The sequence below is a fragment of the Sporosarcina sp. FSL W7-1349 genome, from assembly GCF_038003045.1.
Classification (GTDB): domain Bacteria; phylum Bacillota; class Bacilli; order Bacillales_A; family Planococcaceae; genus Sporosarcina.
In genome coordinates, this window is the sequence record NZ_JBBOOK010000001.1 from 656502 (window position 1) to 672290 (window position 15789).

The window sequence follows — 15789 nt, forward strand, 5'->3', positions numbered from 1 at the left end:
CACCGTGTTTTCACTCGTCAAACGACAGGTTCACCGGTTCGTCCAGCAGCTCCGGCATGACTTCCAAATTGGTAGTCGGAAAGGTATCGGGAACTTCTTCGAATTGAAATTGGTTCGCCCATAGCTTTCCCGTCCCTTGCAAAAGCACCCCGAATGAGATAATTTTGCTGCCGGCCGGGACGTCGAGCACAAGGGAATAATAATTCCAGTCGAGCGTGCCGCGAAGAGGGCGATTGCTCATATTATCGAACTGCAGCACATCGCCCAATTGATTGTCGACGCGCATCCAAGCCCCTGCAAATGTATCGACGTCTTCACATTTAAGAAAACAGGAAAGCTTCAACCGCTTCCCGATGTACTGGTCCGCCTTGAATTGCTGCATCATTGTGGCAAACTCCTCTTGTTCCGTGACAAACTGCGAATGGAGATAGCCTGAAGCGTTCCCCGTATGGACGACTTGCCGGTCGATCCCCATCCGGTAATTATGCGGATGGCTCCCGCTTAAAAACCAGCCTTTCATTTCTCCCATCTTGAATTCCTCCTCTTGTTTAAAAATGACGCTCCTCATAAGCCGTCGATATTCCCCCGGCGCCAAATGGTAAACCTTTTTAAAAGCTCGACTGAACGCCTCCTGTGAGTTGAATAAAGTGTGAAAGGCAATATCCAGAATCCGCTCGTCCGAATGAATTAACAAAACCGCCGCTGCCGCAAGTCGGCGGGTCCGGATGTATTGATCCACGCTCCGATTCAAAACGGACTGAAACATCCGGTGGAAGTGGAACTTCGAGTAACCGGAAAAGTGCGCCACATCCGCTAGTTGAATATCCCGCTGCAGATTTTCCTCAATCCATTCTACTGCCCGCTGCACGATTTCTCTATCTTCCAAAACGTTCACCCCCTTGCAAATGATTATAACGTACGGCAGTCTACGTAATTTGATTAATCATGCGAAATTGGATCGTGCCTATCGCAAGATGGATCAAAGGTGAAACGTTGGCTATTGGTATCGTTAAGGAAGAACGTTTGAAAGGGGGAGCGCGGTTATGAAGATGTTGACGGCGATTATCGGAAGTTCGGTTATGGCTTTGTTGGTAGTGGGCGTGCATAGTCTTGTTCAGTTTGTGATTACGAAAGAGATGCCGGATTTCTTGGAGTGGAGGAAGGTTTTGTTGTTTGCCATTGTGTTTATCGGCTGTTTTGGGTTGACTAAGGGGGAGGTTGGGGAGGGGTAGGGTATAATAGACTTTACAGGAAGTATTTTGATATCCCTATTGAATTGGAGATAAATTGCTACTCCATAAAAACGGAAGGCGCTGATATTCATGAAGATACAGGGGACAAAAAAGCTGTTGGATGTAATACCGTTTGAAGGGGTTGCGGACAACGGGGAAGAGGGGAATCCGCTTTATGCTTGGCATGCCAATTTACTAGTGATTGACCGTCGAAAGACGTTGGTGCTCATGAATGATAGCAACCGATATGTGATTGTGCTGCACGGTTTGAAGGCGAAGGAATTCAAAAACTTAGAACAGGTCATTCCGGAAGCGATTCGCAAGACGCTGCGGGCGGAGCGGATTCGTGAAGAGGTGATCGACCGTTATCTTGAAGAAGCGGGCCCTGTTTCATTTCACAAAACGAAGGACCGTTCGCTTGTTCCCAACTGAACAAGGCATGTGACAATGTTTGGTTTGATTCGCGGGATTTGGATCCTGCGGCGCTCGTGAATACGGAAGTTTCCAAGCGGGCGAGCCGGTGGTTGGTGGGTGGCGGTAAGATGGGAACAATCCACCCGTATGAGGAGTTGTACAATGATTTGGCTGCGATGACGGAGGGTGAAATTTTCACTTCGGAAGCCGCTGTTATGAAGGTGTCCATGCCCTTTGAGGGCCTTTCGGTCTGGCGGCGTGTACTCGTTCCGCTCGATTTGTCATTTGCCGAATTCCATGAAGTGCTCCAAATCCTGTTCGGCTGGCAAAACAGTCATCTTCATGAGTTCTATGTGTTCAATCAAACCGAAACGATAGAGCCGCAACCTTACCACTCGCCTTACCATGTCACGGGAGATTACCGGCCAGTACTGAACATTGTCATGGCACAAGAATTGATGAGTGATTCAAAAGAAGTGGACCAGGCAATTGGAAAGACGACAGTCTTGTCCGATGTAATTCCCAAGTATACTGTACTGAAATACGTGTACGATTTCGGTGACAATTGGGTGCATGAAATCGTTGTAGAGAAATTCTTGAAAGACGAGCCGGTGAAATCACCTGTCTGTTTGGACGGCGAGGGCGATGCACCGCCGGAAGATTGCGGAGGCGAACTGGGCTTCCATGAGTTCCTGGCCATCATGGAAGATCGGTCACATCCCGAACATGACTCGATGAAACAATGGGCGGCGGGGCAGTTGTATCGTGGATTTGATGGGGACTGGGTGAATTATCGGTTGGGGAAGATGTGAAAAAACTTTCTCACAAGGAATTTTGCACCTTTGGTAAAGCTAGCGAGAGCACTGGCATCATTCACGTCCGATGGCATAGCGCAACAATTGTTTGTCGATGACATTTTGAAGGTGAATGTCCAAGAACTGATGAAGGCAAAAGGAAAATATGAGCAATGATTGATTGGAAACTTAAAAGAATCAGCCTGAGGGAAGATGCGGATTACTGTGCGGGGTATGGTTCAGCAAATTTAGTGCACCTTCAAAAACTTACATGATAACTTGATATCTCGCATTATTTACTTTTTATCGTATTTTATCTTTTTGATTGATTTTTCGAAAATATGCCGTGCACATTCACCGTTGGAAATTACATATTAAAAATTTATGGGAATTTGACAAGCTAAATGAAATCTACTAGCCCGCAGGAGGAGCAAACATGTATTTAGAATTGGTTAACAACGCACTTTCCACGATGCTGCTGGATAGCATTGGCCATTATCATAAAAGCAAGAAACAAAAAGAATGCTTTGGAATTGTATTTGGAGACATCGGAGAGAACTTTACGGGAGAGTATACGTTTCCCGTCGGGAATGTTGTAAAAAAGACATCCACGTCCGTTCAGGCGAATGAAGAGGTGAATGGCGTTATAGCGGACGCCAAAAAACTAGTTTCCATGAGTGAAGTGGTTGCCTATTACCATAGTCATCCATATGAAGAGATGTTCGATAATTGGGCGGACCCTAGTCTGGCTGATCTCCGTACAGCCAAGGCGATTGATTCGAACATTGAAATAATAGTTGCGTTGACCAAAAGAAGCAGCGTGGATGCGACAGCAAAGTTGATGTTGAAATACCAGGATGAGCCGAAAAGCCGATTTTGGGAAGAGCCGAATGCAACAGAATATAAGGCGGATTATATGGATGAATTAGGACAGTTCATCCATGGCCACTATAAGGATTATGATTTTGAAGTGCGGGCCTATAAATGGACGGGCGAGGTGTTGGAAGAACTGTCGCTCTATTCCTCCGAAGTTGAAATGAATAGAGCCCTAGCGGAGGCGGGGCTTTCCATTGAGAATCTGCCAAAGGAAGCGATGTATTATTTGAAGAAGCTGGAGTACTCGCTGCGTCTGGCAAACAAGGAAAAATATAAAGAGAAGATTCCTTATTTAATTGAGAAGATCAGAGCAACCTACCAAGTTGAGGAGCTAAGTCAGTAACCCGCTCAATGATTCGGGCCGAATCAAATACTGCAAACAACAACTTACGAGGTGAAAAAATGACAGGAAGATTATATGAGGTTTTACTCAATATCCACGCGGATTTAGCTGAATTAACAGCAGATATTGAAAGATTGATATTCAGTTCACCTCGCGCGGCGATGCAGACGACGAGAACAATGGCTGAAACGTTGGCAGGGCATGTAGCAGAAATGGAGAACATTGAAAGTAGAGAGCTTAACTTCGCGGAACTGCTAATGAAGTTGAAAGCGGAAGGAATTTTGACACCATCCGCAGATCAGGCATTTCAATTTGTCCGTAGGAATGGCAATATTGCAAGTCATGATGGGACCCGGAAAATGCTAATTCTCGAAGCGCTGACCTGCTGGGAATACCAACATTTGATACTAGCCTGGTATATCGAGACATACGCCTCACCTAATATCAATATGCCGTCTAATGTTGAGCCGGCACCTCCGCAGAAAGAGGAAGAGACTGCCGCCATTATTCAGCACATTCAGGAACTAATGGAGCGCTTAGGAAAGAAAGGAAATGCGGGAAGCCGTCCAAGCATGCCTTCGGACACGGTGCGTGAAATCTGTTACAGAGACCGTTGTGTTAGCGTTCCTTATTTTTTGCGGGATGCCTTTCTATTACCCCAGCGTTTTCCGAAATCAGTAACATTCTTAATCCGATTAAATGGCGAGCAACAGGCGCGTCTCATGAGTGAGCTACCTTATTAATTAGAAGGCCTCCATAAACATGTAAAGCGTTTCAAAGAAGCGAACGATGAGCAATTTTTCGAGGAGCTGTGCCAATTTATTCAAGAAGAAACCGTACGGAAAGCACTGATAGAACAGCACACCGGGGAAACAGTACTGGGCTCTCATTGAACCTGGCACCCTTCACTAATAGATCCTGGCGTCTTTAAGCAATTGCAACCGCATTAAGCTCTATATTTGATAGCTAATCCTTTTAAAAAGTTCCTGGCGTATCGATCCAGGCACGGTTTATAATTCTTATGCCCTTCTCTTCTCAGTACAGCGCTTAGCTCGCCTTTTGAGATGGTGACCCCTGCCTCTTCAAGAATTTCGAGCATATCCTCACTTGTTAACGCGAGCGCTATTTTCACTTTCTTCAGTAGGATGTTATTGACATTATCATTCGTTAAGTCAGTTGCTGCTGGACCTTCAGGTTGACCCGGCTTCGGATCCTGTTTTCCTCTTTTATAGATAATCAAGCCATTTAAAAACGCATCCAGCATTCGATTCGTACACTTCATTTGCACTTCATCTTCATTGTCCTCAGTCGACTTTGTCAACAGTTGCGGTACCTCTTCTTTTGTCACTTCAATGCCGCCGAGTTTAAAAATGACCACCATCTCAGTGTTCGTGAAATCCAAAGCATAGCGTAATCGAATCAATCGATCGTTATTATTCATTTGAAGACCTCCTCTGTAGCGTATTTTAGTACAACATAACTCAATACTGATGAGTCCGTTCTCTTTTAGGTACTATATCATGAATAGCTGCGCATTGAATCCGATTGGTATTGGTTTTAAAGGATGCGTATCGTGATAATTATCTACGAATCTGTAAGATCGATAGAATTTATGTATACTTAATAAACAGTACGCAGAATAGACAGGTGAAAATGATGGAGGAAAAAAAGAGGATTTTAATTATCGAAGATGATCCGGAGATCAATAAGCTGCTGCGGATCATGCTGACGGATAAGCCGGTTGAAACTGTGCAGGCGTATTCAGGGACGGAAGGGCTGCTGCAGCTGCAGATGGACCGGTTCGATCTGATTTTGTTGGATTTAATGCTTCCGGGCAAAAGCGGCGAGGAGCTGATTGGGGAGATTCGCAAGGAGAGTGCGATTCCGATTATCGTCATTTCGGCGAAAACGGATGTGGATGATAAAGTAAGCGTCCTGAAGATCGGTGCGGACGATTATATTACGAAGCCGTTCCATCAGCAAGAAGTGGCGGCGAGGGTGGAAGTGCAGTTGAGGAAAGCAGGTCCGTCATCACAAAAGTCGGTGGAACTCGTATGGCGGGACTTGCAGCTGCATACGGAAAAGAGGTCCGTTTGCCTGTCGGGCCGCCTGCTGCAAATGACGAATGCCGAGTTTGACATCCTGTTTTTATTAATGCGTCAGCCGGAGCGCGCCTTTTCGAAAAGGGAGATCTATGAAAGCATTTGGAAAGACACGTATTATGGCGACGACAACACGATCAGCGTGCATATTTCGAACCTGCGCCGGAAAATGGCCGAACACACTTCCGAGGAATACATAAAAACCGTTTGGGGCGTCGGCTTCATGCTCGTGTAGGGCATCTTTAAGAATTCTTTATGATTTGCTTACAGGATGTTAAAGGGGTCTGCGCTACCATATAGGTACCAACTACTTTTGAAAAGGGGTTACTCATATGGAGACGGTCATTCGAACAGCGCAGCTGACGAAAAGTTTCAAAGGGACGAATGTGATCAAACCGCTCGACTTCACGTTGTATAAGGGAGAGATTTGTGCACTGATCGGCCAGAACGGGGCAGGGAAATCGACGATCTTTAAAATGCTGTCGGGCCAGCTGATCCCGACGTCGGGCGAAATCCGGTTATTCGGGAAGATTGGACAGGACATGGCGGATGCGAGGCAGCGCATGGGGTTCTTGATTGAGACGCCAGCTTTCTTTGCCGACTTCACAGCCGAGCAGAATTTGAAATACTATGCACTTCAGCGGGGCATCGTGGAAAAGAACCGAATTGCCGAGGTGTTGGCGATCGTCGGGTTGGCCAATGAGAAGAGGAAGCGGTTCAAAGAGTATTCAATGGGGATGAAGCAGCGATTGGGCCTCGCCCTCTGTCTGCTCAGCAGTCCGGACTGCTTAGTGCTGGATGAGCCGATAAATGGTCTGGACGCGGAAGGCATTCGCGAAATCCGCAACTTGCTGATCAGGTTGAATGAAGAGAAGCAGATTACGATATTCATTTCAAGCCATATTCTGACCGAATTGCATTTATTGGCGACCCGGTTTGTATTTCTGAAGGACGGCGCAGTTGTGGAAGATATCACGAAAGAGGCACTGCAGGAGAAAAGCCGGAAACAGCTGATCGTGACGGTGGATGATGCGGCAAAAGCGGTACGCCTGTTGGAACAGAACTATTCTGCGATTTCCTATAAGGTGATGCCGAATCAAGTGATCGCCATTCATGGTCACATTGAGAACAGCGGGGAGATCAACCGCTTGTTTACGATGAACGGCGTGACTGTCATGGAATTTCGCGCGGAGGCTCGGAACTTGGAAGAATACTTTTTAGAGTTGGTCGGGGGTGCAGCGATATGATCAATTATTTGAAGAGTGAACAGTACAGGCTGCTGTGGAAAAAATCATTACATTTGACGAGTCTTGTCTGCCTTCTGCTCATCAGTGCGGCCGGAGCGGTGCTCGCTTATTTCGGAAAGTCTGACCCTTCCTTCCCTTACGCCACGTCCACATTCTATTATTCGAATGTGCTCGGCAGTGCAGGGCTCATCATTTTGATAGCGTTCATCGTCAATATCAGCTTGACCGGCAAAGATACGTCCGTGCTGAAGAACACGATTTCGTTCGGGATTACGAGGATGACGGTATACTGGTCCAAACTGATTCTCACTTTCGGCTATTTCCTGCTCCTCAGCATTATCGGTCTCTGTCTCTTGATCGGCATTGGGGAAACCGTCCTGCCGACTGAAAGCGGATCGGTCAGAATCTGATGACAGCTGTGGTGAACATGGTGCCGATCATTCTCAGCGCGTTTCTGCTGATTCATACGCTGAAGCTGTTGAAGATAGGTGAAGTGTATATTTTGGTGATCCTGCTCGGCATATATGGCTTTGCCGGCAACCTTCTATGGGTGTTATCGAAGAAGTTTGCATTCTTTAAAAAGCTGTATGAGTATGCGCCCGATACACTCATGAGCCGGAATCTGATGGAATTCATAGATAAGACGGCGCATATCGGCTTCCCGTACTATCTGACGGGCGGGTTGTTGGCGGCAGCAGCGATCGTCATTGGGATTCTGCAGTTCTCGAAAAAACCAATTGACTGAGGAAGGATGAAAACATATGGGCAGCTGGCTGATCATCGCAATCTTAACAGGGCTCCTGCTCATCCTATTTGCCTCCTATCTGCTATTGCGCTACGACATCCGCATGATGACGAAACAGCTTGACGGGATTATCGAAAACTTCGGGACGAATGAAATCGTACGGACGAGCACGCATAACCGAAGCTTGTCCAAATTCGCTGCCAACATCAACAAACTTATCTCCGTGTTCAAACAAGATCAGCAGCGGGGGATTGCCCGGGAAGTAAATTTGAAACAGGAGATCACGAACATTTCGCATGACTTCCGTACGCCTTTGACATCGATGAAAGGATTTTCGGAACTGCTGTCAGATCCTTCCTTGACGGAAAGTGAAAAGAAGGAATACTTGGCGGTTGTCCAGAAGAAAATCGATCATTTGATTAACATCGTGGACCTGTTTTATGAATTGTCGCAGCTGAATTCATCGGACCAGCATATGTTGATCGAGAAAGTGGATTTGAATCAAACCGTCATCGATGTCCTCCTCTCGTTCTATGATGAGTTTGAGAAGAAGCAATTAGAGGTTCATTTCGAGGAAAGCACGGTTCCTCCCATTTTGGCGGATCAAAAAGCCGTGAGCCGGATCGTCGCCAATATCATCCAGAATGCCCTCTCCTACAGTAAAAGCACGGTGACGATCCGACTGACGGAAGAAGGGGGCTATATCCGCCTGCACGTGACAAATGATTTCGAATCCATCGATGCTGCGCAGGTCGAACGGATTTTCGACAGGACGTTCAGGATGGATGGCAGCCGAGCGGACGGGCAGCTCGGACTCGGCTTGCATATCGTCCGGCAGCTCATCGGGAATTTAGGCGGGCAGGCGGTTGCTGACGTGGATGGCGATACATTCACCTTGGAGGTTTCATTCAGAAAATGGGGATCGTAGAAGACAGCGGAATTCCACTGGAACCTTAAGCCGACTTCAGAAAATGATTTCATCTTTGGCTATACGTTGCCGCTTGTGCCGATGGCCATCGCACCGGGTTTACCGCTTTTTCTTTCTCTCTTTATATAACGTCCAGATGATGAAAAGGACGATGGCGGTGATGATGGTATAAACGAACAGTTGTGCAGTTAACGCAACAGTTGGTTGAACGGGATTATGCTGAGGGAGAAACTGGTTACTGTGAATCTTTTGCGTGGAATGGCCTGCAAGTAAAAATCCGGATCGTCGGCTCGATTGTGAACGTATACGCATTTCCGGGTTATGATCATTGACCGGAAGCATTGAAAAGCGCCAGACACCTGTTCAAACGGGTGTCTGGCGCTTTGCGTTTGCCAAGTAACCTATTTTACTTATTTTGTAGTCTCTTGTTTCATCTGCCCGTGCATGAAACAAATCGGTTTATTAAAATAAAACGTTGTTATTTCACATAGGCAAACGGCAATGTGTTTAGACTGCCGTTCGAACGGGTAATATTAACTGCTAACTAGGTAACCACAATCATCGACCGGTAAACTAAATGGAAACCGAGGAACTTGAAAGCAGGAATAGTTGGAAAGGGGAATTTTTTTGCATATCACTAGGGTATTTTGGTACGCAGTCGTAATTTGTATAGCGATTGTACTATGGGGTTCTCTTGCCCCAGATCAGTTAAACGATTTGACTGTAGTAGCGACATCATTTATTTATGATCATTTTGGATGGTTTTACATTTTTGTAATTGTTGCGATGATCGGCTTTTGTATATATATGATGTTTTCTCGTTTTGGCAAGGTGAAATTAGGAAAGGAAAATGATACGCCTGATTTTAGTTTGCTTGCCTGGTTTGCCATGTTGTTCAGCGCGGGTATGGGCATCGGGCTCATGTTCTTTACAACAGCAGAAACCATTTCACATGCTTTCATCAATTCGCCGAATGCAACGCCAGGATCTGATCAGGCAATTATCGAATCTCTACAGTATGCGATGTTCCACTGGGGCCTTCATGGCTGGGGGCTATATAGCATTGTAGCACTGGTACTGGCTTACTTTAAATTTCGCGTGGGCGCTCCTGGATTGATCAGCGCTACGCTTGAGCCGTTATTTGGCAAGAAAATCATGCGAGGTACAGTGGGGCATATTGTGGATACGCTGGCGATCTTTGCGACTGTCGTGGGTGTTGCATCCACGCTTGGATTCGGATCAGCGCAAATAAATAGCGGCTTGACGTATTTGTTTGACGCTCCTAAAACATTCTGGTTTCAAATGATCATTCTAGTGATCGCGACGATATTATTTATTTTATCCGCATGGTCTGGGATTGGAAGGGGCATAAAATACTTAAGCACCATCAATATTGTAGTAGCATTTATCCTGTTAATTCTCTTGTTTATTGTTGGTCCGTCCATGTACATTTTAAACCTTTTTACAACTTCCATTGGTAAATATGCAGGGAATTTCATTGAGATGAGTTTTGAACTGAAACCGTTGAATGAAGAACAGCGCCAATGGATCAATGATTGGACGATATTTTATTGGGCATGGTGGATTTCGTGGGCGCCATTTGTAGGGATGTTCATCGCGCGTGTTTCCAAAGGCCGGACAATTAGAGAGTTTGTTGCGGGCGTACTACTTGCCCCAACCCTTGTCACATTCATCTTCTTTGCTGTGTTTGGCGGATCAGCATTATACTTAGAGCAAAATGGGCTTGCCAAGCTGTCCGCATTGGTTACAGAAACGGTGACATTCGGCATGTATGAGCATTATCCACTTGGAACCGTCCTGTCCTTCATTACCATATTTGTCATTGCGATATTTTTTATAACGTCTGCGGATTCTGCAACATTTGTACTTGGCATGTTCAGTACGGGTGGACAATTGAATCCTTCCAACGTTGTGAAAATTGTGTGGGGACTTGCCTTAGCGGCGATGGCCGCCATTGTCCTGTATTCCGGCGGCATTAAAGGCTTTCAAAACATGCTTATCATATCGGCGTTGCCACTCTCCCTTATTGTCGTTTTCATGGTCGTATCCTTTTATAAGGTCATCCAGCAAAAAGAGTGATGAGATAACATGGGTATGAAAGATGACAACAAGAAAAAAAATTATAAGGCGGGATCGTAGTGAATCTGTTGAATGTTAGAAAAGGACAATTTGTCTATTATCGTAATAAGCTGCACAAAGTGTACTCTGTAAAACCTTTTTTTAAGAAGTCTGTTCATCTGATTCGACTCGAAGATTTGGAACAGGAACTCGTAACTGCGAAAGAAATTACATTGTACAAACCAAAGCATTTAGATAGTTTTCAGTTCAATTATCAACGTTATACGCTTCATAAAGAAGTAAAGGCCAAAGTCGGTGATTATATATTGATCATTAATCCTAAGCCTGATTCTCTCGACCATCACCATCTTCACGCCATTGAAATCGTTTCTTCCATAGAAGCGTATGGAGTGATTAGCAATAAATCAAATGGCATCAAACATAGCGAGTACTGGGTAATGGTACCAGGCCTGGAAGAGGGGGCCACAATCATTGATCTGGCCGATCCGGATGCCGTAACCTCGGACGGAAACGAAGCGAAAAGGACAGAACTCGAGTCGCGTCCAATCTACATCCCTAAAATAGGCGATGTTTTTCAAAAAAATAATAGCGACCCCGTCATTCAGGCAATGGTCGTAGCGATTCGAGGAGAGACGGTCTATTTAGGAGGGGATATGGAAGTCCATGTGGATAAATTGACGAACAGTGATTCATGGAGCTTAATTGCACACGTGCCTTTGTAACATATTGAATAACTAAATGACGACAAGAGAATTCATCGAAGGGGAGCCAATCACAGCGTTTTAAGTTTGGCTCCTTTTTGTAGGTACCAGGGTTTCATTTAATTCTAAATTGTTTGGGAACCTGGCATTTTTATAAGTATGATCTCATACAAATAATGAAGCTTCCACCGGATTATACTTTTCTCGTGGAAGCTTTTTCTTATAGAATATACGTGATATGCCCTAATATGAAAAGGGAAGTGTTTGAGAATAAAAATAGATTGATTTAGGTTGCCAGGTCCTCATTGAATTCGGAATTGTATGTCCGCTTGACGCTTTTATAACTTCACAAATCCCTATGATCTGAACGTATGTGTTTTATAATGAAAGAGTAATGGAATAGGTGACTCAAGGGTGGTCGGCCATTTCCCTGTGAAGGCAACCTAAGTGCACCACGTCCTAAAGGTGTCTTAATTTCTGCGAACTTTGCAGAAATTAAGACACCTTCAATAGTCTGTATTTAGAACAGCGCCCGGAGGTGGACGAAAAAAATCAGTTTTGAAGGGTATCCACATCCCCGTATTTTATAATTTCCTAAGCAACAAGAAAATCAGCCTATGCTCAATAGCAAAAGGCTGATTTCCCATAAACGTCAGAACATTATACTTTAACTACAAAAGATACGGTTGTTCCTTGATTTGGATTGCTTGTAATTTGAAGGCCTGTACCGAATTGTCGCATCAGCCGCTGATTTGAATTAATCAAACCGATCCCCGTTCGGCTTCCTTCTTTTCTTTTCAATAGGCTTTGTACTTGATCTTCATTCATCCCGACTCCGTCATCTTTAACAGAAATCTCCACTTCATCATCTTGGACAGCAACTCTAATGACCACTGTCCCTCCGTCGATACGCTTTATCACTCCGTGTCTAACGGCATTTTCAACTAACGGCTGGATTGTTAGGAATGGAATCTTAAGGTCCTTGCATTCATCCAACTCCCAAACGACTTTCAATCGTTCTCCAAAACGGACTTGTTCGATGTTCAGATAAGATCTTGAAAGACTCAGTTCCTCTTCGATTGGAATCAGACCATCTATAGGTTGATATTGAAATTTGTTTCTTAAAAATTCGCTTAGTTCCACTAACAAATGATTCATTTTATTCAAGTCGAGTTCGCTTAAAGCGATGATAGAGTTTAATGTGTTGAATAAAAAATGAGGCTGGATTTGTGATTGCAGCCAAGCCGCCTCCAATTGTAATTGTTCGCGCATCACTTTTTTAATCGTTGTGAGCGCCTGTACTCTGGACCTTAATTCCACCATATCAACAGGTTTCGTCACGTAGTCGTTCGCCCCTGCTGAAAAACCTGTTTGTATATCTTTTGGGTCACTTCTTGCAGTGAGCAGTAAAACTGGGAGTTCTGTCAGAGAGTAGCGTTTGCGAATGATCTGGGTCAACTCATACCCGGACATGTTCGGCATCATGACATCCGAGATGACTAAGTTCCACTCTTTTTTCATCAAATGCTCTAACGCTTCCCGACCGCTCGTCGCAGTTGTGATCTCATATTGGTCAATCGACAAAATCGATTGAAGTACTTGCAAGTTGATTGGGTCATCATCGACTATTAATATAGGCAGTTTCATAGATTGTTTTTCCATGCAAGTCGATTGATTTGCGATTGACAACATTTCCGTATCCTTTATGTGGATGGAAGGTTTCATCAAGTGATTGGTAGGTCCTTCTAACGATACGTGATGCTGAGCTTTTGTGGACGTAGCGTCCTCTGTATTCAATTGGGCCAATTTTAGTGAAAAGGTGAACGCGGATCCTTTTCCAAATGATGTGGATACTTGTAGTTCCCCACCATGCAATTCAACCAATTGTTTGCTGATATTCAATCCTAATCCAAGTCCACCTTCGTTAGTTGCTATGTCGGCTGCTTGCTCATACGGATGGAACAAGTGCTGGAGAAAATTTTCTTCTATTCCTATTCCCGTGTCGGAAATGGAAATAAAAGCACGATCAACTTGCACCTTGGCTTGAATGCGGATTTCGCCTTCAAGCGTGTACTTGATCGCATTGTGAAGCAAGTTATACATAATTTGAATGACTCGATTTTCGTCTGCAATGACAGGCGGGAAGTCTTTGGGGATTTCATTCACAATCTTAATCGGTTTCCCTTCAACGAGGAATTGCAACATATCCATCACTCCGGTTACGATGGGTTGGATCGCAATCGTTTTTGTTTGAAGGCGTGGATGACCTTCCCGAAGGCTCTCCACATCGAGTAAATCATTTAATAGCAGGGACATCCTCCGGCCGACTGTCAATATCGTCTCTAGCTCATGGACACTTTTAGTCTTTAATAGCTCTCTTTCCCTCATTAATACGGATTGTGACATGTTAATGATGCCGTGAAGCGGATTTTTAAATTCATGGGACGTATTTGCTAAGAACTGATCCTTATGTTCATTCATTTTCTGTAATTTCAATGCGAGTTTTGCCGTTTCTGCATACATTGTAAAATAATCTTTAAACCAGATCGTTGCAAAGCAACCGATTGAAATAATCAAATCGAATGGGTAATGAACAGCACTTACGCCTACTTCTCTCCAATAGATTACCCAAACAAAATGGTGGGCGGCTGCTATCAAGGAAAGCAGCAATAGAAGATTTTCAGAGATATTTCTATAAATCTTTTTAAAGATTGTAATAACCGCACTAGCAATTGCGAGTCCCGCCAACAAATAATAAACAGGAAACAAGGTGATAATTTGACTCGGAGATAAAAAAAGCGTAACGATGGACAACCCGATGGTGATACTTGAGTAAACCGGATTCATCACACCCCAATATGGAAGGCTACGTTGACCCATGGACTGCAACAAAGCAAGGCAAGCAATCGGGATGAGTGCGTTGGCTATGCGAAAGTCCCACTCATAACCAACATCAAATAGCAAGTGGAATATTTTTTCATCATTACTAATTAAATTCATGAACGTTATGGAAAATAAAAGCAGAGAAAAATAGACAAGCTTTTTCTCGCGATTTCCTAAGAAATATAGGATTAGGGCATAGATGGAATGGATTAAGAATATGATGGATGTCACTAGTTGTAAGGATAAGGACAGGCTTCTTTCTTTAGATAACGTTGCTTCCGAACCGAATTTAACCGAACGAATGATGCCGCTGCGACGAACATCTTTAAAGTTTGCCACTTGAATGACAATTTCTATTACGCCATTCTCATCTGGAGTGAAGGATGTTGAATAGGGCAGGTTTTTTGCCTTGTATTCGTCTTCCGTTTTTCCTACTTGTCCAGACTCTGCAATTAACCTTCCATTGACGTACAACTCGGAGGCGCTTCGAACGCTTGGTACATATAAACTATAATTAATATTCTTATCTGGATTTACGTGTAAGCGCAGCCGGTAGGAGCCATAGCCATATGGAGTGGACTCGCCGTCTTGAAAATCCTCGTTCCACTTGCCTGGAACTTGAACAAGTTTTTTGGGATAAGCGTCTGTAATTGACTGCCGCTCCGGATCCATCAACAAGTGCGACGGGTAAAACTCCCAATCTCCATCCAGCAGCAGAACTTCGTCGTCTTGTGCATCCCAATTACGTAAATCCAATTGGCCTTCTTTTATTTGTGTAGTTGAGAGATTATAAAACGCACCCATCCACAGCATGCGAGAACATGATAAAATAAGCAAAAATAATCCTATTATCAACAAAATATATCGTTTCTTCATATATGTATTCGCAGATTCATTTCCGCAAACCCCTCCTCCCTTATAGAGTGTTAGGTTTTCATTGAATTCTGAATTGTTCGGGTGCCTGGCACTTTTAATACGTCCTGTAGACCAGGAGGTGGTCGTATGCCAGTAGCTGAGGCGCTAATGTTCATGTTACATTGGGGGTATTAAGGAAGGCAGTCTAAGGAATGCAACATCCTGCCGCAACAATTGCATAACCCGCATTCTACGGTCCTCATATTGTCGTCCACGATAAAAAATAATCCATCCTTGAGTGGCTGGATGGATTATTTCACCTTTTGATGCCCCCTTGAAGGGAACCTGCTGTTACAGACCGCCTGATGTTACTAGCATTGGGAAGGTCCTTTTTTGTTTATTCATTTGGAGCAGAGGTATTCCAATTGCCTATATTGTATTGCATCTTGTTATTTATTTCAACCTATCTATTTTCAAGAGGGCGCGTAGACCAACAGTGCCTGTGTGAGTTAAATTCATGTTTATTTAATCAAACGTGTATGTTTAAGCTTTCCTCGCGCAGGGCACCT

The 15789-nt window shown here is 44.4% G+C and carries 17 protein-coding genes; 13 read left to right on the forward strand and 4 right to left on the reverse strand.

Annotation, left to right across the window (positions count from 1 at the left end; genetic code table 11):
* Positions 1-10: 10 nt before the first annotated feature.
* A complete protein-coding gene (locus MKY41_RS03230) occupies positions 11-886 on the reverse strand; it encodes an AraC family transcriptional regulator (protein WP_340743671.1) in 876 nt (291 codons plus the stop codon).
* 157 nt (positions 887-1043) lie between these two features.
* Here MKY41_RS03230 and MKY41_RS03235 point away from each other — a divergent pair, with 157 nt between their 5' ends.
* The 6 genes from MKY41_RS03235 to MKY41_RS03260 all read left to right on the forward strand — a co-directional run bounded on the left by MKY41_RS03235 (position 1044) and on the right by MKY41_RS03260 (position 4402).
* A complete protein-coding gene (locus MKY41_RS03235; protein WP_340743672.1) occupies positions 1044-1232 on the forward strand; it encodes a hypothetical protein in 189 nt (62 codons plus the stop codon).
* A 90-nt stretch (positions 1233-1322) separates the two neighbouring features.
* Positions 1323-1664: a DUF6933 domain-containing protein gene (locus MKY41_RS03240; protein WP_340743673.1), complete on the forward strand. Its 342-nt coding sequence runs from the start codon at positions 1323-1325 to the stop codon at positions 1662-1664.
* A 110-nt stretch (positions 1665-1774) separates the two neighbouring features.
* On the forward strand, positions 1775-2458 hold the full coding sequence (locus MKY41_RS03245; protein ID WP_340743674.1) for a plasmid pRiA4b ORF-3 family protein: 684 nt from the start codon (positions 1775-1777) through the stop codon (positions 2456-2458).
* Between the two features lie 30 nt (positions 2459-2488).
* Positions 2489-2617, forward strand: a complete 129-nt coding sequence (locus MKY41_RS03250) for a hypothetical protein (RefSeq protein WP_340743675.1) — start codon at positions 2489-2491, stop codon at positions 2615-2617.
* A gap of 259 nt (positions 2618-2876) precedes the next feature.
* Positions 2877-3659, forward strand: coding sequence for a hypothetical protein (locus tag MKY41_RS03255; RefSeq protein WP_340743676.1), 783 nt, complete (start codon positions 2877-2879; stop codon positions 3657-3659).
* Positions 3660-3718: 59 nt separating this feature from the next.
* Positions 3719-4402, forward strand: a complete 684-nt coding sequence (locus tag MKY41_RS03260; RefSeq protein ID WP_340743677.1) for a DUF4145 domain-containing protein — start codon at positions 3719-3721, stop codon at positions 4400-4402.
* 203 nt (positions 4403-4605) lie between these two features.
* On the opposite strand, the gene MKY41_RS03265 is transcribed toward MKY41_RS03260, so the two are convergent.
* Positions 4606-5100 carry a YehS family protein gene (locus MKY41_RS03265; RefSeq protein WP_340743678.1) on the reverse strand — a complete coding sequence of 165 codons (495 nt, stop codon included), beginning with the start codon at positions 5098-5100 and terminating at the stop codon, positions 4606-4608.
* A 215-nt stretch (positions 5101-5315) separates the two neighbouring features.
* On the opposite strand from MKY41_RS03265, the gene MKY41_RS03270 reads away from it, so the two are divergent.
* The 5 genes from MKY41_RS03270 to MKY41_RS03290 all read left to right on the forward strand — a co-directional run bounded on the left by MKY41_RS03270 (position 5316) and on the right by MKY41_RS03290 (position 8681).
* Entirely contained in the window at positions 5316-5996 is a 681-nt protein-coding gene (locus MKY41_RS03270) for a response regulator transcription factor (protein ID WP_340743679.1), read from the forward strand.
* A 97-nt stretch (positions 5997-6093) separates the two neighbouring features.
* Positions 6094-7008, forward strand: a complete 915-nt coding sequence (locus MKY41_RS03275) for an ABC transporter ATP-binding protein (RefSeq protein WP_340743680.1) — start codon at positions 6094-6096, stop codon at positions 7006-7008.
* Positions 7005-7418, forward strand: coding sequence for a hypothetical protein (locus tag MKY41_RS03280; protein ID WP_340743681.1), 414 nt, complete (start codon positions 7005-7007; stop codon positions 7416-7418). Before MKY41_RS03275 ends, MKY41_RS03280 begins: the two co-directional genes overlap by 4 nt.
* A complete protein-coding gene (locus MKY41_RS03285) occupies positions 7418-7753 on the forward strand; it encodes a hypothetical protein (protein WP_340743682.1) in 336 nt (111 codons plus the stop codon). Before MKY41_RS03280 ends, MKY41_RS03285 begins: the two co-directional genes overlap by 1 nt.
* Positions 7754-7769: 16 nt before the next feature.
* On the forward strand, positions 7770-8681 hold the full coding sequence (locus MKY41_RS03290) for a sensor histidine kinase (protein WP_340743683.1): 912 nt from the start codon (positions 7770-7772) through the stop codon (positions 8679-8681).
* A 99-nt stretch (positions 8682-8780) separates the two neighbouring features.
* Here MKY41_RS03290 and MKY41_RS03295 read toward each other — a convergent pair whose 3' ends face one another.
* On the reverse strand, positions 8781-9023 hold the full coding sequence (locus tag MKY41_RS03295; RefSeq protein ID WP_340743684.1) for a hypothetical protein: 243 nt from the start codon (positions 9021-9023) through the stop codon (positions 8781-8783).
* Between the two features lie 285 nt (positions 9024-9308).
* On the opposite strand from MKY41_RS03295, the gene MKY41_RS03300 reads away from it, so the two are divergent.
* Both MKY41_RS03300 and MKY41_RS03305 read left to right on the forward strand, forming a co-directional pair.
* Entirely contained in the window at positions 9309-10781 is a 1473-nt protein-coding gene (locus MKY41_RS03300) for a BCCT family transporter (RefSeq protein ID WP_340743685.1), read from the forward strand.
* Between the two features lie 59 nt (positions 10782-10840).
* The gene (locus MKY41_RS03305) at positions 10841-11503 is read left to right on the forward strand and encodes a hypothetical protein (protein WP_340743686.1); all 663 of its coding nucleotides are present in this window, start codon (positions 10841-10843) and stop codon (positions 11501-11503) included.
* 639 nt (positions 11504-12142) lie between these two features.
* On the opposite strand, the gene MKY41_RS03310 is transcribed toward MKY41_RS03305, so the two are convergent.
* Positions 12143-15241, reverse strand: coding sequence for a hybrid sensor histidine kinase/response regulator (locus MKY41_RS03310; protein ID WP_340743687.1), 3099 nt, complete (start codon positions 15239-15241; stop codon positions 12143-12145).
* Between the last annotated feature and the right edge of the window lie 548 nt (positions 15242-15789).